This window comes from Patulibacter defluvii, assembly GCF_034096925.1.
Classification (GTDB): Bacteria; Actinomycetota; Thermoleophilia; order Solirubrobacterales; family Solirubrobacteraceae; genus Patulibacter; species Patulibacter defluvii.
This window is the reverse complement of sequence record NZ_JAWZSQ010000008.1, coordinates 1-20,270: the sequence shown is the minus strand read 5'-3', so window position 1 is coordinate 20,270 and position 20,270 is coordinate 1. Positions and strand designations below refer to the sequence as shown.

Here is a 20,270-nt window from a genome sequence, read left to right as displayed (position 1 = left end):
CGCCGGCCGCGCTCTGGGTCGCGCACCAAACGTCGCCGGCGGCGGTGCGCCCGATCATCGGTCGTCGCCATGACCCCGCTCCACCTGCTGTCCGCCACCGAGGCCCTCGACCGCTTCCGCCGCCGCGATCTCTCCCCCGTCGAGCTGCTCGACGCCGTGCTCGCCCGCGCCGACGCGGTCGAACCGACGGTCAACGCGCTCTGCCACCGCTTCGACGACGCGGCACGGGCCCGGGCGCGCGAGGCCGAGCGCCGCTACCGCGGCCGCGGGAGCGCCGCGCCCGGGCCGCTGGAGGGCCTGCCGGTGGCGGTCAAGGAGGACGAGCCGATCGCCGGCCAGCCGCTGACCGAGGGCTCGCTGGTGCTGCGCGACGCGGTCGCCGAGCGCAGCTCGGCGCTGGCCCGGCGAGTGCTCGGCGCGGGCGCGATCGTCCACGCCCGCACGACCGCCCCGGAGCTGGCCGCGGCCGGGTACACCCACTCGCGGCTGTGGGGCGTGACCCGCAACCCGTGGAGCCGCGAGTGGTCGCCGGGCGGCTCCTCGGGCGGGTCGGGCGCCGCGCTGGCCGCCGGCACGACGACCCTCGCGACCGGCTCCGACACCGCGGGATCGATCCGGATCCCCGCCTCGGCCTGCGGCGTCGTCGGCTTCAAGCCGCCGCGCGGGCGGGTGCCGGTGGTCGCGCCGTACCACCTGGACCGCTACGTCCACGGCGGGCCGCTGGCGCGGACGGTGGCCGACGCGGCGCTGCTCCAGGACGTGCTGGCCGGACCCGACGGCGACGACCTCGCCGGCCTCCGCGAGCAGGTGGTGCTGGGGATCCCGCGGCCGGCCGTCCGCGGGCTGCGGGTGGCGTTCTCGCCGCGGCTCGGCGACTGGGACGTCGACCCCGAGGTCGCGGCCGGCGCCCGGGCCGTCGCCGACGTGCTGCGCGAGGCCGGGGCGATCGTCGAGGAGGTCGACCTGGCGCTGCCGCGCGCGACCGTGATCCGGGCCGCGGCGATCCACTTCGCCCACGGCTTCGGGGCGGCGATCGCGGACTTCTGCGCCGCCCACCCCGAGCGGGTGACCGACGACGCCCGCCGCTTCGCCGACTGGGCGCGGACGACCGCCGACGGCGCCTCGCTGCTCGACGGGCTGGCGCTGGAGTCGCAGCTGCACCGGCCGCTGGCGACGGTCCTGGAGCGCCACCACGCGCTGCTCTGCCCGACCCTCGGCACCCGCGGCTTCCGGGCCGGCGAGGGCTACCCGGAGGGCGGGCCGGAGGTCGACGGCCGCACGGTCGGCTTCCACCTGGAGGCCGCGCTGACGCTGCCCTTCAACCAGCTCGCCGCCTGCCCGGTGCTGGCCGTCCCGTCGGGCGTCGCCGGCAACGGCGTCCCGACGGGCGTCCAGCTGGTCGGGCGGCCCTACGACGACGCGACGCCGTTCGCGCTCGGCGCCGCCGTCGAGGCGCTGCGGCCGTGGCCGCTGGCCACCGGCAGCGGTCCCCGCGCCAGCGCCACGTAGTCCAGCCGCGGCTCCCCGCGGTCGAGGTCGAGATCGACCGCCAGCAGCTCGTCCTCGTCGCGACCGCACTCGGCGACCACCGCCCCGTCGGAGGTGATCGCGCGGCTGCCGCCGACGAACCGCAGCCCCGCCTCGGCCCCCGGGCGGTTGCTGTACAGGTGGGCCAGGCGGTTGTCGAGCGCCCGTGCCCGCGCGTGCAGGTCGTGGCAGTCCCAGTAGGGGGACATGTTGGCCGAGGCGGTCACCAGCAGCTCGGCCCCGGCCCGCGCCAGCGCCCGCGCCGGCTCCGGGAACTCGATGTCCATGCAGTTGAGGATCCCGACCCGGCGGCCGGCCAGCTCGCACAGCAGCAGCTCGTCGCCGGCCGCGAAGACGTCGCGCTCGCCGTCGAAGAGGTGGGTCTTGCGGTAGACGCCGGCCAGCGCGCCGTCGCGGTCGACGCAGGCCATCGCGTCGTAGACCACGCCGTCGGCGCGCTCGGCGAAGCCCACCACGACCGCCGTGGCGTGGCGGGCGGCCAGCTCGCGGACCGGCGTCAGCTCGTCGGCGCCGCAGCCGGCAGCGGCGACCGCGTCCGGCCCGTAGCCGCTCAGGAACAGCTCGGGCAGGACGGCCAGCTCGACTTCGGGGTGGGCCTCGAGCGCGGCGGCGAGGGCGGCGAGGTTGGCCGCCCGGTCGCCGGGGCGCGGGGCCAGCTGGGCCAGCAGGGCGGAGATCGACGGACTCATTCGGGGGCTCCTTCGGTCGCGGTGACGGGGGACGGGGCGGGGACGGTCGGGGGCTCGCGCAGCCGCAGGCCGGCGCCGTCCTGGACCACCCGCCGGTACGCGAACAGCAGCACGCCGACGGCCAGCACGCCGAACCCGATCAGCTCCTCCTTGACCCCGCCGTAGCCGGCCAGTCCCGGGTTCAGCGCGGCGGTCACCAGCAGCGCCAGGTTGAGCAGCGCGACGGCGGCGGCGACCGCCGTCCACGGCCGCGGCAGCCGGTAGCTGCGGGGCCGCTGGTCGCGCTCGCGGCGCAGCAGCACGTAGCCGCTGGTGGCCGCGACGACGGCCAGCATGTAGCCGAGGTTGGCGGCGAAGACGATCCCCAGCTGGTTGCCGACGAAGAACACCAGCCCCAGGTTGAGGACCAGGCCGACGGTCATCGCCCGCGCCGGCATCCGCCGCCGGTTCAGGCGGTCGAGGCCGCGCACGGTCAGCCCGTCGCGGGCCATCCCGTAGAGCGCCCGCCCGCTGTCGGCGGTCGCCACCGACATCAGGTTGAAGAGCGCCAGGCAGAGGACCACGACGACGATCCAGCCGGCCCCGCCGAGCAGCTGCTCGAAGAGCCCGACGTTGAAGCCGACCGGGTTCTCGGCCATCGCCCGCTCGCCGACCACGCCGGCGGTCACCACCGGCACCAGCGCGAAGATCACCAGCGAGAAGGCGCCGGAGCTGATCAGCGCCCGCGGCGTGTCGCGGCGGGGGTCGCGGTACTCGGGCGAGAAGGTGGCGGCGATCTCCGTCCCGTAGACGGTCCAGCCGGCCAGGAACAGCCAGACGGCGCCGACCACCAGCCACGAGCTGCCCTGGTCGTCGATCCCCCAGCTCAGCCGCCCGAGGTCGAGGTCGCCGGTGACCACCGGGAGGACGATCACGATCAGCAGCACGGCCAGCGCCAGCAGGTTGATCGCGTAGCTGACGCGGACCGCGAGCCGGATCCCGAGCACGTTCAGCAGCCAGACGCCGACGATCGCGCCGGCGGCGATCAGGTGCTCGAGGCCGACGTCGACGGTGCCGGTCGAGAAGCTCCAGTCGGCGTCGGCGAACCACTGGGCCTTGACCAGGCTGCCGACGGCGAGGCCGTTGAAGGCGAGCGCGAACGCCCAGCCGGCCCAGTAGCCGACCGAGGCGACGGCGCCGATCGGCGAGCAGTGGCGCTTCCAGACCTCGTGGGCGTAGAGCGAGATCCCGCCGGCCTTGTCCGGGAAGGCCGAGGCCAGCTCGGCGTAGAGGAAGTTCTGGACGAAGGCGATCAGCGACGCGATCCCCCAGACCGCCAGCGCCGACCAGGCGCCGAGGATCCCGGTCGAGTAGCCGATGATCGCCAGCGCCGACCCCGGCAGCGTGGCCGCGAGCGAGAACGCGTCGCGCCACGTCATCGTCCGTTCGAGGCCCCCGGCCTCCGTCGCCGTCCCTGTCTCGCTGCTCATCCGGCGCTCTCCCTCTCGGCACGGGCAGCCGCCCACTGCGGTCGCCTCCCGAGCGGGGAGCCTGGCCGCGCCCCGGACCGCGACCAATGCTCCCACGCGGCAAACCGCCCGCCGCGCGTTGGCCCGCGGACCAAGGGCGCTCGCCGACCGCCGCCGCGAGACTGCCGGCATGGAGCAGTGCTGGTGGCTGGCCACGGCGGGCGAGGACGGCGACGGGCGCGACGCCGCCCCGCTGGTCGGCGAGCGGCGGGCCGACGTCTGCGTCGTCGGCGGCGGCTACCTGGGGCTGTGGACCGCGCTGCGGCTGCGCGAGGAGCGGCCCGAGCTGGAGGTGGCGCTGGTCGAGCGCCACCGCTGCGGCGACGGCGCCAGCGGCCGCAACGCCGGCTTCGCGCTGACCCTCTGGCACCACGTCGGCGGCCTCGAGGCGGTCTGCGGGGCCGAGGAGGCGCTCCGGCTCTGCCACGAGTCGGAGCGGGCGGTCGGCGAGATCGAGCGCTTCTGCGCCGACCACGCGATCGCCGCCGACGTCCGCCGCCGCGGCTGGCTGTGGGCGGCCGGCAACGAGGCCCAGCGCGACGCCTGGGCGAGCACCGTCGCCGTCGCCGCCCGCCACGGCCAGACGCCCTTCGCCGCGTTGCCCGACGCCGAGGCGGCCACGCGCACCGGCTCGCCGCGCTACGTGGCCGCGGTCCACGAGGCGGTCGCGGCGACCCTCCAGCCGGCGGCGCTGGCGCGCGGGCTGCGGCGGGTGGCGATCGAGCGCGGCGTCCGGATCCACGAGCGGACCCCGATGACGCGGCTCGACCGCGACGGCGCCGGGCCGGTCGTCGTCACCCCGCGCGGGCGGATCGCCGCCGGCCGGGTCGTGCTGTGCCTGAACGCCTGGACGGTCGGGCTGCCGGGCCTGGGGCGGGCGCTGGCCGTGGTCGGCAGCGACGTCGTCGTCAGCGAGCCGGCGACCGCCGCGCTCGACGCCGCCGGGATCCCGACCGGGCTGGCCGTCTCCGACTCGCGGCTGATGGTCGAGTACCACCGGCGGACGGTCGACGACCGGCTGGTCTTCGGCAAGGGCGGCCTGGCGCTGGGCCGCGGCGCGCGGCCACCGCGGCCCGACCCGCGCCGCGCCGCGCTGGTCGGCGAACGGCTGCGCCGCACCTATCCGCAGCTCGCCGCGCTGCCGCTGGCCGCCGCCTGGAGCGGGCCGATCGACCGCACCGTCGACGGGCTGCCGTTCTTCACCACGCTGGCGCCGGGCGTGCTCTGCGGCGCCGGGTTCTCCGGCAACGGCGTCGTCACCACCCTGCTCGGGGCGCGGATCCTGACCGCGCTGGCGCTCGACCGCGACGACGACTGGTCGCGCAGCGGGCTGGTCCGGCGGCCGCCGCGGGGGATGCCGCCCGAGCCGCTGCGGTGGGCGGCCGGCCAGCTGGTGCGCGGCGCCGTCGGCCGCAAGGAGGCGCGCGAGGACGCCGGCCGCCCGGTCGCTCCGCTGCTGCGGCGACTGGCCGGGCTGGCCCCGACCGGGCTGGTGCCGAGCGCCTGAGACGCCCGGCCCACCGCCGCCGCTCAGCGCGGCGCGACCGCCGCGGTCGGCGCCGCGGCCGCCGCCACCGCCCGCACCTGGGCCTCGTCGTCGTCGGCCAGCACCCGCACGATCGGCAGGTCGAGCGCGTCGTGGTACGGCGCCAGACCGGCCTGGACCGCGGCGCCGTCGTCGCCGCCGACCCCGACCCGGCCGAGCGCCAGCCCGAGCCCGGCGAAGTGGCGGCGGTGGCCCTCGTTGATCAGCCGGTAGCGGCCCTCCTCCTCCTGCAGCCGCGCCAGGTGGCCGGGACCGACCGCGGTCCGCACGTAGGACGCCACCAGCGGCGCCGGCCGGCCCACCTCGGCCGCGCCCTCGCGGACCAGCTCGCGGGCCTGCGCCGCCCGGGTCGGCGGCATCCAGTTCAGCAGCACGCCGTCGGCGAGCGCCCCGCCCAGCCGGCAGAGCCGCGGGCGCATCGCCGCGACCACGATCCGGGTGCCGGGCGGCAGCAGCTCGCGGAGCCGCCCGACCGCCTCCTCGACGACCGCCAGCGGCGGCCGCAGCGGACCCGATCCGACCCCGACCCAGAGCCGCGCCGGGTCGAGCCCCAGCCGCTCGACGTCGGCGGCGATCCGCTCCGGCGGGTGGCGGTCGAGCGGCAGCACGCCGACGCCCAGCTCGAGCGTCGGATCGCCGTCCGCGAACCGGGCCAGCGTCTCCAGCCCCGGCGCGGTCGGCTCGTCGTTCGCCCACAGCGCCCGGTAGCCGAGCGCCGCCGCCTGCGCGGCCAGCTCGCGGGCGCGGCCCGGGTCGAGCCCGGCCGTCACCCCCAGTCCGCGGTCGAGGGTGGACGGGCCGTCGCGGTGCATGGCCCGATTCTGCGCCCGCGGCGCGCGGCCCGCACTGCTGCCGCGGACCACGCCGCCGGCGCCCGCTTGTCCCGCGACCCAACCGCCCCGGTCAGCGCGCGAACGGGTCGTCGCCGGGCGCGGCCATCCGCGCCAGCAGCCCGGCCCGGACGTCGTCCGGCGGCGGCGTCGGCGTGGCCAGGTCGGCGCCGACGAAGACGTAGCGGACCCGCACCGCCGCCAGCCGCTCGCCGTCGCGGGCGAAGGTCGTGTCGAGCGCGAACGAGGTCCGGCCGACCGCCTGCACCAGCGTCGTCGCGGCCAGCTGCTCGTCGAAGCGGGCCGGCCGCAGGAAGCGCAGCTCGGCGGCCACCACGACCGCCTCCCAGCCGGCCTCGACCAGCTGCTCGTAGCCGCCGAAGCCCTCGCGCCACAGCTCCATCGAGCCCATGTCCGCCCAGGCCATGTAGTGGGCGTTGAAGACCACGCCCTGGGGATCGCACTCGTGGTAACGGACCCGCAGCGACCAGTCGGTCATCGCGCCCTTCCTCCTCGTCCGACGGGCAGCTGGTCGGGACGGTAGAGGCCCGGCGGCAGGTCGCGCAGCGCGATCGCGGCGTGGACGGCGCGGGCCGCGGTCGACGGGTAGGGATCGCCGAAGAAGGTCCCGCGGGCGTCGGCCTCGACCTCGGTCTCGCCGACGATCCGCAGCCGCGCCCGCTCCTCGACGCCGTCCTCGGGGGCGATGCAGAAGAGCGCGATCCACTCGATCGAGGCCACCGCGTGGCCGTCGCGGACCGCCGAGGCGATCCGCCGGAAGCCGGCCGAGCGGCCCGCCTCGACCACCAGGTCGCCGTGGCTGCGGCGGCCGATCGCGGGGATCGGAGCGACCGTCTCGGCGATCTCGTCGACCGCCAGCCCGAGCCCGTCGACGACCACCGCCAGCGACTCGGCGACCGACAGCGGGCTGACGTCGACCACCTCGTCGACAGGCCGCCCGAGCCCGATCTCGCTCAGGATCCCCCGCCCCCAGCTGCGGATCTCCGAGACCCGCTGGGCGTGGACCGCGGTCGGCGCGGCGACCATGCTGCCCCACATCACCGGCAGCGCGTCGAGCACGAAGCCGGGGTTGACGCCGGTCCCGACCAGCCGCGCGCCGCCGGCGATCGCGCGGGCGGCCAGCGCCGCGGCGCCGTCCTCGCCCAGCGCGCGGCCGGGATGGACCAGGCCGGAGACGGTGACCGCGTCCTTGCCGTGGTCGGCGCAGCGGCCGAGCACCGCCGCGACCGCCGCCGGGTCGCCGAGCCCGGAGTGCAGGACCACGTCGATCGCCGGGTCGGCCAGGACCGCGTCGAGGTCGTCGGTCGCGAGCACCCCGGTCGCCGCGTCGAGCCCGGCGATCTGGGCCAGGTCGCGGCCGAGCTTGCCGCGGTCGTGGACGACGGCGGCGGCCAGCGCGACGTCGGGCGCCAGCGCGCAGGCGCGGACGATCTCGCGGCCGGCGCGGCCGGTGCCGACGATCGCCACCCGCCGCGGGGCGGCGGGACGCGGTGGGCGCGGGACGGGGGTCGGCACGGCAGCGACTCTACGCGGGCGCCCCGGCGCGCCCGATGCTGTCGCGACCCAAAGCGCCGCCGCCGGATGCTGCGCGGCGACCAATGCGCCGCGGCCCGCGACCGGCGTACCATCGGGCATGGCGATCACCGTGACGTCCGAGGAGACCCGCGCGGGCAACGGCGCCCTGACCGTCGAGGACCTGCTGGAGGCCCCCCACCTGGGGCTCTCGTTCGTCGCCGGGGCCGAGGGCCTGGGGCGACGGGTGTCGTGGACCCACGTCTCCGACCTGGAGGATCCGGCCGCCTGGCTCGACGGCGGCGAGCTGCTGATCACCAACGGGCTCAGCCTGCCCGCCTCGGCCGCCGGCCAGGTCCACTACCTGTCGCGGCTGGCCGAGGCCCGCGCCGCCGGGCTGGCGATCGGCGTCCGCAACCCGCCGCTGACCCCCGAGCTGCAGCGGCGCGCCGACGAGCTGGCCTTCCCGCTGCTGCGGGTCGCGCGCGAGACGCCGTTCCTGGCCGTCTCGCGGTTCGTCGCCGCGGCCAACCAGGACGCCGCCCACCGGCGGCTGCTGACCCACGTGCGGATCTTCGACGGGCTCCGTCCGCGGGCGGCCGAGGAGTTCACCGCGCTGGAGCTGTTCCGCTACCTGGAGGGCCTGACCGGCTACAGCCTGTTCGTGGTCACGGCGACCGGGCGGCCGCTGCCGGCGGGGATGCCGGAGCTGCCCGGGCACCTGGTCGAGCACCTGCTCGGGGTCGCCGACCGGACGCCCTCGATCCCCGGCGGCTACGCGGTCCAGATCCCCGTCCGCAGCACCACCCCCGCGTTCCTGGTCGCGCTCGAACGGCGCGACGAGCCGACCGCCGGCCTCGGCGCCGTCCGCCACGTGGCGACGATCGCCGCGCTCGAGCTGGCGAACCTGATGCGCGACCGGGAGACCGACCGCCGGCGCGGGGCCGAGACGCTCTCCGAGCTGCTGGCCGGGCGGCTGGAGTCGGCCGACGCCGAGCGGCGGATGGGCGAGCTGGGCTTCAGCTCCCAGACCCCGATCGTGGTGGCCGCGATCCGGGCCCACGAGCCAGGCCTGGACGACGCCCTCCACCACCGGCTCTGCGACCTCGGCGCGCCGCACCTGCTGCTGGCCCAGGACGACCTGCTGCTGGTGGTGCCGGCCGAGCCGGACGACCTCTCGCCCGCCGTCCACGACCTGGCGGCGCACGTCGGCATCAGCCAGCCGCGGGCCGGCCTGGCCGAGTGGGCGACCGCCCGCAAGGAGGCGAGCTGGGCGCTGCAGCGGGCGATCGGCGGCCCGACCGGCCGGATCGTGCGCTTCGCCGAGGGCGACTCGGCGACCCAGTGGATGCCGAGCGACATCAACGCGCTGCGCGAGCTGGCCCACCGCACGCTCGGCCCGCTGCTCGACTACGACGTCCAGCACGCGAGCACGATGGTCCAGTCGCTGCGGGTCTTCTTCGCCCACGAGCGGCGGCTGGCGCCGGCGGCCGAGGCGCTGTTCGTCCACAAGCACACGCTCTCGTACCGGCTGCGGCGGATCGAGGAGATCAGCGGCCGCAGCCTCAACCGGATGCAGGACCTGACCGAGCTGTGGATGGCGCTGAAGGCGCTCGAGGTCCTCGGCGAGGCGCCGTTGGAGGGCCCCGGCGCCGACGGCGACGGGGCCTGAGCGGCCCGCTACTCGCGGACGAACAAATGGACGGCGCTGGCCGCGGCGTCGTTGTCGAGGAAGCCGCCGACGCAGTGCGCCAGCCCGACCCGCGCGCCCTCGACCTGGCGGCCGCCGGCCTCGCCCCGCAGCTGCTGGGTGATCTCCAGCGCCTGCGCCACGCCGGTCGCGCCGAGCGGGTGCCCGCGCGAGAGCAGCCCGCCCGAGGTCGACACCGGCAGCCGTCCGCCGAGCGCCGTCTCGCCGTCGGCCACCATCCGCGCGCCGTCGCCCGGGGCGCAGAAGCCGAGATCCTCGTAGTGGGCGATCTCGGTGTAGGTGAAGGCGTCGTGGACCTCGGCCACGTCCAGGTCCTCGGGTCCGATCCCGGCCATCTCGTAGGCCGTCCGCGCCGCCCGGCGGTCGATCGCGAAGGTCGCCAGGTCCTCGTCGCGGTAGCCGCCGGAGGCCAGGCTCGACGAGGCGATCCGGACCGCCGGCCGGCCGCCGATCGCCGACCGCGCGCGGTCGGAGACCAGCACCACCGCCGCCGCGCCGTCGCTGGTCGGGCAGCAGCAGAGGCGGGTGAAGGGGTCGACCACCGACGGCGCCGCCAGCACCTCCTCGACGGTGATCGGCGTGCGGTACTGGGCGTGCGGGTTGTGGGCCGCGTGGGCCCGGTTCTTGACCGCCACCTGGGCCAGCGTCCGGCGGTCGGCGCCGGTCGCCGCCATGTAGCGCTGGGCCGAGAGCGCGAAGTAGGCCGGCGGCGAGAAGCCCAGCCGGCCCTCCATCTCCATCCCGTCCGAGGTCAGCGGCTGGCCGCGCTCGGCCCGCCGCGACAGCTGCTCGACCCCGACCGCCAGCGCGACGTCGTAGAGCCCGGAGCCGACCGCGATCCAGGCCTCGCGCAGCGCCGTCGAGCCGGAGGCGCAGAAGTTGCCGACGCCGGTGACGGGGATCTCGCGGATCCCGGCCGACCAGCAGCAGAGCTGGCCGACGCCGTTCTCGCGCTGGTGCAGGCGACCGGTGCGGGCGTGGCCGGCGTAGGCCACCTGGACCGCCGCCGGCGGCAGCTGCGCGTCGGCCAGCGCGCCGACGATCGCCTCGCGGCCGAGGTCCTCGATCCGGCGGTCGGCGAAGCGCCCGAACGGCGTCATCGCGGCGCCGGCGACGTAGACGTCACGCATCGACGACCTCCGCGAACCGGAAGCCCTGGTGGTCGTCGCGGACCGGCGCCACCCGCGCCTGGACCCGCGCGCCGACCGCGATCGCAACCCCGTCGCCGGTCGCGGGGGCGAGCACCCGGCCGCCCTCGTCGAGGTCGACGCACAGGTAGCGGTAGCCGGCCGCGAAGCCGTGCGGCGGGTTGGCGACGTCGGCGAAGGCGTGGACGACCCCTGCCCCGCGCAGCTCGCGCGGCTGCGGCGCGCCGCCGCAGGCCAGGCAGACGTGGCGCCGCGGGAATGCGACCGTGCCGCAGCTCGGGCACGACGATCCGAGCAGCCGCGCGACGCCGTCGTCGTCGCGGAAGACCGGGGCCGCGCTCAGGCCCTCGTCGAAGCGGGTGGTCGCGGGCGCGCTCATGCGGTCTCCTGGGGGACGAAGCGGTCGGGCAGCAGCGCCGCGGCGTGCTCGCCGGCGGCGGCGCCGAGGACGGCCCACTCGGCGGCCAGGCGGCCGATCGGCGGGGCCAGGTTGACCCCGACCCCGCCGCCGCCGGTGGCGACGATCACGGTCGGGTCGCCGGGGACGGGGCCGACGATCGGGCGGCCGTCGGGGCTGTAGGGGTAGAGGCCGGCGTAGCCCTCCTCCAGCCCCAGCTCCAGCCCCGGCAGGCGGTCGAGCAGCTGCGCGGCCATCTCCTCCATGAACGGCTCGTCGCAGCTGCGGCGGAAGTCGTCGGGATCGTCGATCACGTCGAACCCGATGTCGTTCGAGTGCAGCCCGGCCAGCAGCCGCCGCTCGCCCTCGTGGCGGAAGTAGACCCCCAGCCGGCCGCTGCCCTGGGCGTAGTCCATCACCGTCGGCATCCGGTAGCCGAGGTCGCGGTCGAGGTGGGCGAAGCAGAGCTGGTGGCGCTCGATCACCATCGGCACCCGGTGGCCGAGGCGGGCGCCGACGGCCGGCGCCCAGGCCCCGGCGGCGTTGACGACGACGTCGGCCAGCAGCTCCACCCCGCCGCTCCGCAGCCGGTGCGGCGCGCCGGGCTGGAAGCCGTCGAGGCTGCCGCGGACGATCCGCCCGCCGCGCTCGCGCAGCTCGTCGGCCCAGACCGAGCAGAGCACGTGGCCGTCGGTGTAGGCGTCCCCGGGCGCCCAGAGCGCGGCGACCACGTCGTCGCTGCGCAGCTCGGGGAAGCGGGCGCCGACGTCGGCGGGGTCGAGCAGCGCGGCGCCGCGGACGCCCTGGCGGGCCTGCTCGTCGACCGCCCGCGCGAACCGCTCGGCCTCGTCGTCGGCGTGGGCCAGCCGCAGGAAGCCGTTGACGATCACCGGCAGGCCGCGCGCGGCCAGCCGCTCCAGCTCGGCCGCCGCCTCGACCCGCAGCGCGACGTCGAGCGGATCGCCGTAGGTGGTGGTGAAGACGCCCGCCGAGAGCCCGGTCGAGCCGGCGCCGGGGTGCTGGCGCTCGATCACGGTCACGTGGGCGCCCAGCCGGGCCGCGTGGACCGCGGTGCTCATGCCGGCGGCCCCGCCGCCGACGATCGCGATTCGCCGCTGCGCGCTGCTCATGCTGCTGCCTCCCTGCTCGTGAAGCCGCCGTGGACCCGCCGCAGCCGCTCGCAGATCTCGCCCACGGTCGCGTAGGCCTCGACCGCGGCGATCGTCGGCTCGACCACGTTGCCGCCGCCGCGGGCGGTCTCCTCCAGCCGCGCCAGCGCCGCCTCGACCGCGTCGGCCGAGCGCCGCTCGCGGACCGCGGTCAGCCGCGCCACCTGCCGCCGCTCGGCGGCCGGGTCGACGGCGAAGACCTCGGCGTCGACCCGCTCGTCCTCGTCGCGGTGGGCGTTGACGCCGATCACCGTCCGCTCGCCGCGCTCGACGGCCAGCTGGTCCTCGTAGGCGCCGTCGGCCAGCTCGCCGGCGAACCAGCCGCTGGTGACGCACTGGATCGCCCCGCCCAGCTCGTCGATCCGCTCGACGATCGCCCAGACCCGCCGCTCGATCTCGTGGGTCAGGCTCTCGACCGCCCACGAGCCGCCGAGCGGGTCGGCGGTGCCGCGCACCCCGACCTCGTCGCGGAGGATCTGCTGGGTGCGGACGGCGAGCGTCGCCGCCCGCTCGGTCGGCGTCGCCAGCGCCTCGTCGAAGCTGGCGGTGTGGAGCGTCTGGACGCCGCCGAGGACCGCCGCCAGCGCCGCCACCGTCACCCGCACCACGTTGTTGAGCGGCTGCTGGGCGGTCAGGCTCGACCCGGCCGAGAAGCCGAAGATCCGCAGCGCCTGGCTGGCGGGGTCGTCGCAGCCCAGCCGCTCGGCCACCATCCGCGCCCAGACCCGGCGGGCGGCGCGGAACTTGGCCACCTCCTCCAGCAGGTCGGTGCCGGCGGAGAGGAAGGTGAAGAGCGAGGGCGCGAACCGCTCGACCGCGACCCCGCGCCGCTGGGCGGCCTGGCAGTAGGCGATCCCGTTGGCGAAGGTGAAGGCCAGCTCCTGGGCGGCGTCGGCTCCGGCCTCGCGGATGTGGTACCCGCTCATCGCCAGCGGGGTCCAGTTCGGCAGGTGGCGGGCGCAGTGCTCGATCGTGTCGGCGACCAGCTCGACCGCCGGCCGCGCGGGGTAGATGTAGGTGCCGCGGGCGACGTACTCCTTCAGCACGTCGTTCTGGATCAGGATCCGGATCGCGTTCGGGTCGATCCCGCGGCGGCGGGCGAGGGCCACGACCAGCGCCAGCCAGATCGGTCCGATCGCGTTGGCGGTGGTCCGGATCTGGCGCACCTGCTCGAGCGGGACGCCGTCGAACAGCGCCTCGACGTCGGCCAGCGAGTCGATCGCGACGCCGACCTTGCCGACCTCGCCGTGGGCCAGCTGGTGGTCGGAGTCGAGCCCCATCTGGGTCGGCAGGTCGAGCGCGATCGAGAACCCGGTCTGGCCCTCGGCCAGCAGCAGCCGCAGCCGCTCGTTGGCGTCCTCGGCGTCGCCGAAGCCCAGGTACTGGCCGATGATCCACGGCTGCTCGCGGTAGCCGTCGGGGTCGATCCCGCGGGTGAAGGGCGGCGTGCCCGGCGGCTCGGTCGGGGCCGCTCCGCGGGCGGCCAGCGCGGCCGGGTCGTAGACCGGGTCGAGGGCGATCCCGGAGCGGGTCCGCCAGCCGGCGGCCGCGGTCACCGGATCGCCCCCGAGCGCAGCGCCTTGCGGTCGATCTTGCCGATCGCGGTCTTCGGCAGCTCGTCCACGAAGTGCAGGTCCTTGGGCTTCTTGAACGAGGCCAGCCGCTCGCCGCAGAGCGCCCGCAGCCGCTCGGCGGTCAGCTCGGCGCCGGGCCGCGGGACGACGTAGGCCGTCACCGCCTGGCCCCAGTCGGCGTGGGGCACGCCGACGACGGCGACGTCGGCGACGCCGGCCGCGCTGCGCAGCACGTCCTCGATCTCCCGGGGGTACACGTTGTAGCCGCCGGTGATGATCATGTCGCCCCGGCGGTCGATCAGGTGGACGTAGCCGCGCTCGTCCTGCCGGCCCATGTCGCCGGTGCGGAGCGTGCCGCCGCGCAGGGTCTTGCCGTCGGCGCCGCGGTTGCCCCAGTAGCCGGCCATCACGTGGTCGCCGGAGACGGCCACCTCGCCGACCTCGCCGGGGGCCACGCGGCGGCCGTCGTCGTCGACCACGTCGACCTGGACCCCGAGCGCGGGGCGGCCGGCCGAGCCGAGCAGCTCGTCGTCGGCGTGGGCGGCGCGGTCGAGCACGGTCAGCGGCGGGATCGCCTCGACCAGGCCGTAGAACTGGAGCAGGTTGCCGTGGAACAGCTCACGGGCGACGCGGACCCGGGCCGGGGCCATCGGCGAGCCGGCGTAGATCACCGCGTTGAGCCGGTCGAAGGCGGGCGGCGCGGGCTGGGCCTCGGCGACGGCCATCACCCGCTCCAGCATCGTCGGCACGAGCACGGTGGCGGTGGCGTCGCCGGAGGCGAGCGCGGCGAGCACCCGCTCGGGGTCGAAGCGGCGGAGGATCCGCTGGGTCGCGCCGGCGGCGATCGCGGGCAGCACCAGCAGCCCGGAGGCGTGGGTGATCGGGCCGGCGTGGAGGTAGGCGTCGTCGGGCCCGAAGCCCTGCTCGAAGAGCGACAGCAGCACGTCCTGGGCGCTGATGTAGCGGTTGCGGGCGGTCCGCATGCAGCCCTTCGGGCGGCCGGTGGTGCCGGAGGAGTAGTTGAGGCTGACCAGGTCGCCGGCCTGCGCGCGGTGGCCGGGGCGGGTCGCGGCGCCGGCGGCGATCAGGTCGCCGAGCCGCCGGCCGAGCTCGCCGTCGCCGGTGCCGATCCGGATCTCGACCCCGGGCACCCGCTCGACCAGCTCGCCGGCCAGCTCGCGGTGCTCGGGGCCGTAGACGATCGCGCGGGCGCCGGCGTCGCGGGCGATGTGCTCCAGGTCCTGGAGCGCGAGGCGGGCGTTGAGCGGCACCCGCACCAGGCCGGCGCTCGGGATCGCCAGGTCGGTGACGACGTAGGCGACGGCGTTGGCCTGGAGGTCGAGGACCCGCTCGCCGGCGGTCAGCCCGAGCCCGCGCAGCGCGTTGGCCAGGCGGAAGACCTCGTCCCGCAGCTGGGCGAAGGTCAGCGCGCCCTCGTCGTCGAGGACGGCGGTGCGGGTGGGCCACCGCCACGCGGCGCGGCTGAGGAGCTCGGTGATGAACATGCCGTGGCGACGGTAGGCCCGCGGCCGGGGGTCGCTCAATTGGCCTGGCGATGCAACCGCTCGGGTGGGGTTGGGCCGTGGCGCAACCGCCGGCGGCGGGGCCTGGGCGCGGGCAGCAACGGCCGCGCGCGCTTCGACGGCCGGGCCAATTGCTGGACGGTCGGGCGGCGATGAGGATCGGCGCATGCCGAGTGCCGCGTCGTCCCCGTCCCTGGTCCCGTCCGTCCCCGAAGCCGCCGGCTGGTCGCCGTCGCGGGCGCCGCGGGGCGGACCGGTGCGGGTGGCGGTGGTCGGCCTGGGCGTGCTCGGGCGGTCGGTGGCGGCGGGGGTGGCGCGGCGGCGCGATCTGGTGCTGGCGGGCGTGGTCGACGCCGACCCGGCGCTGCACGGGACGACGGTCGAGCTGGAGGGCGGCGAGCGGGCGACGGTGGCGGCGGCGTTGCCGGCCGCCGGGGTCGACGTGGTGGCGCTGCTGACGACGTCGCGGGTCGAGGAGGTGGGGGCGCTGGCGCTCGACCTGCTCGGGCGCGGGATCGACGTGATCACGGCGGCCGAGGAGCTGACGTTCCCGTGGCGCAGCCACCCCGAGTGGAGCGCGCGGCTGGACGCGGCGGGGCGGGCCGGCGGGGCCAGCCTGCTGAGCGTCGGCGCGAACCCGGGGCTGCTGATGGAGACCCTGCCGACCGTGCTGAGCCTGGCGACCCAGCGGATCTCGTCGATCGCGATCAGCCGCACGATGGACGTCCGGATCCACCGGCCGGCGCGGCTGCGGCGGTTCGGGCTGGGGTTGACGCCCGAGGCGTTCGCGGCCGAGCCGGAGGAGGCGCGCCACGGCCACGTCGGCTTCCGCCAGAGCATCGACGCGCTGGCCTCGGCGCTCGACCTGCCGATCGACGGCGTGGTCCAGCGGCCGCTGAGCGTGGCCGTGATCGCCGACGACGAGCGGCGAGGCGATCACGCCGTGCTGGCGCCGGGGACGGTGGCGGTGGTCGAGCAGCGGGCGACGGCGATGGCGAGCGGCAGGCCCCTGATCGAGCTGCGCGAGCACTTCGGCTTCGTCGATCCCGAGGACCCGGTCCCCCACGGCGACCGCTGGCAGATCGTCGGCAGCGAGCAGCGCTTCGTCCTCGACGCGCCCGACGGCGTCCACTCCTTCTCGACCACCCCGGCGACCGTGGTCAACATGATCGGCCCGCTCCGCGACGCCGCCCCCGGCCTGCGCGTGATCGGCGAGTTCCCGGTCCGCGAGCTGGCGTCGAAGGGGTGGCGGCGGGGGTAGGGGTCAGGCTGGGGCGGAGCCGGCGCGGAGCCGGTCGGCGATCCGGGCCACGTCGTCGAGCGCGCCGGTGGCGACCTCGATCACGAAGTCGTAGGCCTCGTCGTTGGTCAGCGTCAGCCGGCGGCCGTTGACGCCGAGGAAGGCGATCGTGCCGGCCAGCGCCAGCCGCTTGTTGCCGTCGACGAGCGGGTGGTTGCGGGCCAGCGACTGCAGCAGTGCGGCGGCCTTGTGCTCGAGGTCCGGATAGGCGTCCTCGCCGAACGCCGTCGCCGCCGGTCGCGCCGCCGCCGAGGCGATCAGGCCGTGGTCGCGGACCACCGGATCGCTGCCGATCGCGCGCCGGGCCACGTACAGCAGCTCGGCCGGGGTCAGGTAGATCACTGGCCGAGCCGGTGGAGCGCCTCGGCGTAGCGCGGCAGCTCGGCGTCGAGCACCTGGTCGAGCAGCTCCGTGCGGCTGTGGCGGTCGACGTACTCCCGCACCGCCTGCCGCGCGACGTCCTGCATCGAACGGCCCTCGTGCGCCGCCCGCAGGCGCAGCGCTTCCGCCTCGTCGTCGGTCAGTCGCAGGGTCATGGCCATGGCTCGACGGTATCACCGGCGATACCAATCGCCAAGCGGCCCGCCGATCGCCTCAGGGCCCCGCCAGCACCCGCGTCGCCGACGCCTTCCAGGCCGCCGTCACCCGCTGGCCGACCGCCAGGCCGAGGCCGTCGCGGGCGGCGGCGGTGATCTCGGCCACCAGCGGCTGGCCGGCGTCGAGGCCGACCCGGACCCGGTTGCCGAGCGGGGTGATGGCGGTCACCGTGGCGGTCAGGGCGTTGCGGGCCGAGCCCTCGGCGTCGGCGGCCACCGGCGGGTGGAGGGTGATCTCCCAGGGCTGGGTGGTGACCGCCACCGCGCCCCGCCCCGGATCGGTGCTGAGGACCGTCCCCCCGCCGTCGAGGGCGATCTGGGTCAGGCCGTGGTCGCCCGCCGAGGCGACGCCGGTCAGCACCACCGCCCCGGTCAGGTCGGCCACGAACGGGGTCGCCGGCCGCGCCGCCACCGTCGCCGCGTCGCCCCGCTGGACGATCCGGCCGCGGTCGACGATCGCCACGGTGGTCGCCAGCGTCGCCGCCTCGGCGAAGTCGTGGGTGACCAGGATCGTCGGCACCCGGTGCTCGCGCAGCAGCGTCGCCAGGGTCCGCGTCGCCCGGCCGCGGGTGGTGGCGTCGAGCGCGGCCAGCGGCTCGTCGAGCAGCAGCACCCGCGGCCGCCGCACCAGCGCCCGGGCCAGCGCCACCCGCTGGCGCTCGCCGCCGGACAGCTCGCGCGGCCGCGCGTCGGCCAGCTCCGCCACCCCGAACCGCTCCAGCGCCTCCAGCGCCGCCGCCCGCCGCGCCGCCCGTCCCCCGCCCCGCAGCGGATAGGCGACGTTGCGCCACGCCGAGAGGTGCGGGAAGAGCGCGTAGTGCTGGAACAGGTAGCCGCAGGCCCGCTGCTCGGGCGGCAGCGCCACCCCCCGCTCGCGGTCGAGCCAGACGTCCTCCCCGCAGCGGACCCGCCCCGCCTCGGGTCGCAGCAGGCCGGCGACGATCCGCAGCACCGTCGTCTTGCCGGCGCCCGACGGCCCCGCCAGCGCCAGGCACTCGCCGTCCGCGACCGTCAGCTCGACGTCGAGCGCGAACGACCGCAGCGGGTGGCGGACGGCCAGCTCCAGGGTCACCGCAGCGCCTCCCGCTCGGCCCCGCCCGGGTCCCGCCCCAGCAGCTTGACCGTCAGCAGCACCGCGGCCGAGACCGCGACCAGCACCGCCGAGAGCGCCAGCGCGGCGTCGAAGTCGGAGGCGAACCGCTCGTAGATCGCCAGCGGCACCGTCTGGGTGACCCCGCGGAACGCGCCGGCGAACATCAGCGTCGCGCCGAACTCGCCCAGCGCCCGCCCCCAGGCCAGCGCCAGCCCGGTCACCAGCCCGCCGCGGGCGACCGGGATCGCCACCCGCAGCCAGGTCCGCAGCTCGCCCGCGCCGAGCGTCCGCGACGCGTCCAGCCACTCGCGGTCGATCGCCTCGAACGCCGCCTGGGCCTGGCGCAGGTAGAACGGCGCCGCGACGAAGACCAGCGCCACGACCACCCCGCCGGTGGTCAGCACCGGCTGCAGGCCCAGATCGCCGAGCGGCCCGCCGAGCAGGCCCTTCGGCCCGAACGCGGCCAGCAGCCCGATCCCCGCGACCGCCGGCGGCAGCACCAGCGGCAGCTCGACCAGGGTCACCACCAGCGCCCGACCGCGGAAGCGGCGGGTGGCCAGCAGCCAGGCCGCCGGCGTCCCGACCACGACGATGATCGCCGCCGCCAGGGTGGTGCAGAGCAGGCTCAGGGAGAGCGCGTCGCGGGCCGCCGGATCGCCGAGCCCGTCGACCAGTGCCGCCGGCGAGCTGCGGACGAAGATCGCCGCGACCGGGATCGTCAGGAAGGCGACGCAGACGGTCAGCGCGGCGACCAGGGCGCCGGCGAAGGCGATGCGACGGGCGCTCACCCCGTCGCCCCCGCGGCGCCGCGCCCGCTCACGGCTTCGGCCCGAGCCCCGCCGCCCGCAGCGCCGCCTGGCCGTCCGGGCCGACCAGCCCGTCGACGAACGCCCGCGCCTGCCGCGGGTGCGGGGCCCCGCGGACGACGGCGACGCCGTAGGTCACCTGCGGCTCCAGCGCCGCCGGGATCGCGATCTCGCGCAGCCGGCCGCCGGCGCCGCGGACGTCGCTGCGGTAGACGACGCCGGCGTCGACCGCACCCTGGGTCAGCTTGCCGACGACGCCGGCCACGTCCGGCTCCTGCGAGCGGACGTTGGCCTCGATCGCCCGCCGGCGGGCGGCCGGCAGCCGGCCGAGGACGGTGCGGGTGTACGAGCCGACCGGAACCGTCGGCGAGCCGATCGCCAGCGTCACCCCGGCCCGGCCGAGGTCCTCGAAGCTCCGCACGCGGGAGCGCCCGTCGGCCGGCACCGCGACGACCAGCCGGTTGGTGGCGAAGCGGACCGGACGGTCGACCAGGCCCTTGGCGAAGAGCGCGTCGGGCAGCTTGGTGTTGGCCGCGGCGAAGACGTCGGGCCGGACCCCCTGCTCGATCTGCGCGGCCAGCTCGTCGGAGCCGGCGAAGGAGAACGCCACCGCCGCGGCCGAGAAGCGGCCCTGGTAGGCCTCCAGCGCCCGCTTCAGCGAGGCGGCGGCCGAGACCTTGATCTTCGGCTTCCCGCCGCCCCCTCCCCCGTCGTCGCCGCCGCAGCCGGCCAGCGGCAGGGCGGCGAGGGCGATCGCGGTCAGCAGGGCGAGCGGTCGGCGCATCGGGATCCCGGTGGCGGTCAGGCGGCGCGCGCGGCGCCGCAGTCCTGGAGGTCGTAGCCGGGTCGCGACGCGACCCGCTCGCGGAAGGCCCGCGAGCCGAGCCCGTCGAGCAGCGCGACGATCGCGGGGTGCCCGCGGTGCTCGCCGGCCACCCACAGCTCGACCGCGTGCTCCTCGAGCGGCAGGAACCGCAGCCCGCGGGCGACGGCGGCCGGCTCGTAGGTGACGGCGCTGCCGCCGGTCGCCTCGGCCAGCAGCGCGGCGCTGGCGTGGTCGTTCGCGACCGGGCCGTCCGGCAGCGTCCGGCCGAGCGCGACGGCGGCGCGGTCGAGCGCGTCCTGACTCGAGGCTCCGGGCGCGCGGCGGACCAGCGGCCGGCGGGCGGCCAGCGCCTGCTCCAGCGAGCGCTCGCCGCCGGCGACGGCCAAGCCGACCCGCCAGCGGGCCAGGTGGAAGCGGGCGCTGCCGGCCGGCGCCCGGCCGAGGCGCCCGCGCGGGCCGTGGACGACCGCCGC

At 77.0% G+C, this 20,270-nt stretch carries 20 protein-coding genes; 4 read left to right on the top strand and 16 right to left on the bottom strand.

All coding sequences use genetic code 11. The features are described 5' to 3' along the window. Window positions 1–69: 69 nt before the first annotated feature. On the top strand, window positions 70–1,509 hold the full coding sequence (locus SH587_RS10245; protein ID WP_320670506.1) for an amidase: 1,440 nt from the start codon (window positions 70–72) through the stop codon (window positions 1,507–1,509). On the opposite strand, the gene SH587_RS10240 is transcribed toward SH587_RS10245, so the two are convergent. Then, window positions 1,410–2,237 (bottom strand): nitrilase-related carbon-nitrogen hydrolase, encoded by an 828-nt coding sequence (locus tag SH587_RS10240; RefSeq protein WP_320670505.1) that lies wholly within the window; start codon window positions 2,235–2,237, stop codon window positions 1,410–1,412. The two genes, SH587_RS10245 and SH587_RS10240, sit on opposite strands and share 100 nt — an antisense overlap. Continuing rightward, window positions 2,234–3,706 carry an APC family permease gene (locus SH587_RS10235; protein WP_320670504.1) on the bottom strand — a complete coding sequence of 491 codons (1,473 nt, stop codon included), beginning with the start codon at window positions 3,704–3,706 and terminating at the stop codon, window positions 2,234–2,236. The genes SH587_RS10240 and SH587_RS10235 overlap by 4 nt, the downstream gene beginning before the upstream one ends. Window positions 3,707–3,875: 169 nt before the next feature. Between SH587_RS10235 and SH587_RS10230 the strand changes: the two genes are divergently transcribed. Then, a complete protein-coding gene (locus SH587_RS10230) occupies window positions 3,876–5,252 on the top strand; it encodes an NAD(P)/FAD-dependent oxidoreductase (RefSeq protein ID WP_320670503.1) in 1,377 nt (458 codons plus the stop codon). Window positions 5,253–5,275: 23 nt separating this feature from the next. On the opposite strand, the gene SH587_RS10225 is transcribed toward SH587_RS10230, so the two are convergent. The 3 genes from SH587_RS10225 to SH587_RS10215 all read right to left on the bottom strand — a co-directional run bounded on the left by SH587_RS10225 (window position 5,276) and on the right by SH587_RS10215 (window position 7,657). Continuing rightward, complete coding sequence (locus tag SH587_RS10225; protein ID WP_320670502.1) at window positions 5,276–6,103, bottom strand: LLM class flavin-dependent oxidoreductase; 828 nt, start codon at window positions 6,101–6,103, stop codon at window positions 5,276–5,278. 91 nt (window positions 6,104–6,194) lie between these two features. Beyond that, a complete protein-coding gene (locus SH587_RS10220; RefSeq protein WP_320670501.1) occupies window positions 6,195–6,620 on the bottom strand; it encodes an acyl-CoA thioesterase in 426 nt (141 codons plus the stop codon). Next, complete coding sequence (locus SH587_RS10215) at window positions 6,617–7,657, bottom strand: hypothetical protein (protein WP_320670500.1); 1,041 nt, start codon at window positions 7,655–7,657, stop codon at window positions 6,617–6,619. Before SH587_RS10215 ends, SH587_RS10220 begins: the two co-directional genes overlap by 4 nt. 118 nt (window positions 7,658–7,775) lie before the next feature. Between SH587_RS10215 and SH587_RS10210 the strand changes: the two genes are divergently transcribed. Then, entirely contained in the window at window positions 7,776–9,326 is a 1,551-nt protein-coding gene (locus SH587_RS10210) for a PucR family transcriptional regulator (RefSeq protein ID WP_320670499.1), read from the top strand. An 8-nt stretch (window positions 9,327–9,334) separates the two neighbouring features. Here SH587_RS10210 and SH587_RS10205 read toward each other — a convergent pair whose 3' ends face one another. From SH587_RS10205 to SH587_RS10185, 5 genes are read right to left on the bottom strand one after another with little or no spacing between them, the layout of a single operon-like run. Further along, window positions 9,335–10,495: a thiolase family protein gene (locus tag SH587_RS10205; protein ID WP_320670498.1), complete on the bottom strand. Its 1,161-nt coding sequence runs from the start codon at window positions 10,493–10,495 to the stop codon at window positions 9,335–9,337. Further along, on the bottom strand, window positions 10,488–10,892 hold the full coding sequence (locus tag SH587_RS10200) for a Zn-ribbon domain-containing OB-fold protein (protein ID WP_320670497.1): 405 nt from the start codon (window positions 10,890–10,892) through the stop codon (window positions 10,488–10,490). The genes SH587_RS10205 and SH587_RS10200 overlap by 8 nt, the downstream gene beginning before the upstream one ends. After that, complete coding sequence (locus tag SH587_RS10195; protein ID WP_320670496.1) at window positions 10,889–12,040, bottom strand: NAD(P)/FAD-dependent oxidoreductase; 1,152 nt, start codon at window positions 12,038–12,040, stop codon at window positions 10,889–10,891. The genes SH587_RS10200 and SH587_RS10195 overlap by 4 nt, the downstream gene beginning before the upstream one ends. Further along, window positions 12,037–13,635: an acyl-CoA mutase large subunit family protein gene (locus SH587_RS10190; protein WP_320670495.1), complete on the bottom strand. Its 1,599-nt coding sequence runs from the start codon at window positions 13,633–13,635 to the stop codon at window positions 12,037–12,039. The genes SH587_RS10195 and SH587_RS10190 overlap by 4 nt, the downstream gene beginning before the upstream one ends. Next, window positions 13,632–15,158 (bottom strand): class I adenylate-forming enzyme family protein, encoded by a 1,527-nt coding sequence (locus SH587_RS10185; protein ID WP_320670494.1) that lies wholly within the window; start codon window positions 15,156–15,158, stop codon window positions 13,632–13,634. Before SH587_RS10185 ends, SH587_RS10190 begins: the two co-directional genes overlap by 4 nt. Before the next feature lie 184 nt (window positions 15,159–15,342). Here SH587_RS10185 and SH587_RS10180 point away from each other — a divergent pair, with 184 nt between their 5' ends. Continuing rightward, window positions 15,343–16,437 (top strand): hypothetical protein, encoded by a 1,095-nt coding sequence (locus SH587_RS10180; protein WP_320670493.1) that lies wholly within the window; start codon window positions 15,343–15,345, stop codon window positions 16,435–16,437. A 3-nt stretch (window positions 16,438–16,440) separates the two neighbouring features. Here the strand turns inward: SH587_RS10180 and SH587_RS10175 are convergent, their stop codons facing one another. From SH587_RS10175 to SH587_RS10150, 6 genes are all read right to left on the bottom strand, one after another. Further along, complete coding sequence (locus SH587_RS10175; RefSeq protein WP_320670492.1) at window positions 16,441–16,818, bottom strand: type II toxin-antitoxin system death-on-curing family toxin; 378 nt, start codon at window positions 16,816–16,818, stop codon at window positions 16,441–16,443. Beyond that, the gene (locus SH587_RS10170; protein ID WP_320670491.1) at window positions 16,815–17,018 is read right to left on the bottom strand and encodes a FitA-like ribbon-helix-helix domain-containing protein; all 204 of its coding nucleotides are present in this window, start codon (window positions 17,016–17,018) and stop codon (window positions 16,815–16,817) included. The genes SH587_RS10175 and SH587_RS10170 overlap by 4 nt, the downstream gene beginning before the upstream one ends. Window positions 17,019–17,070: 52 nt before the next feature. After that, a complete protein-coding gene (locus SH587_RS10165) occupies window positions 17,071–18,144 on the bottom strand; it encodes an ABC transporter ATP-binding protein (RefSeq protein WP_320670490.1) in 1,074 nt (357 codons plus the stop codon). Further along, the gene (locus tag SH587_RS10160; RefSeq protein ID WP_320670489.1) at window positions 18,141–18,953 is read right to left on the bottom strand and encodes an ABC transporter permease; all 813 of its coding nucleotides are present in this window, start codon (window positions 18,951–18,953) and stop codon (window positions 18,141–18,143) included. The genes SH587_RS10165 and SH587_RS10160 overlap by 4 nt, the downstream gene beginning before the upstream one ends. A 28-nt stretch (window positions 18,954–18,981) precedes the next feature. Then, window positions 18,982–19,755 (bottom strand): molybdate ABC transporter substrate-binding protein, encoded by a 774-nt coding sequence (gene modA, locus SH587_RS10155; RefSeq protein WP_320670488.1) that lies wholly within the window; start codon window positions 19,753–19,755, stop codon window positions 18,982–18,984. A 17-nt stretch (window positions 19,756–19,772) separates the two neighbouring features. Continuing rightward, on the bottom strand, window positions 19,773–20,270 hold a 498-nt coding region (locus SH587_RS10150), incomplete at its 5' end, for a substrate-binding domain-containing protein (RefSeq protein WP_320670487.1).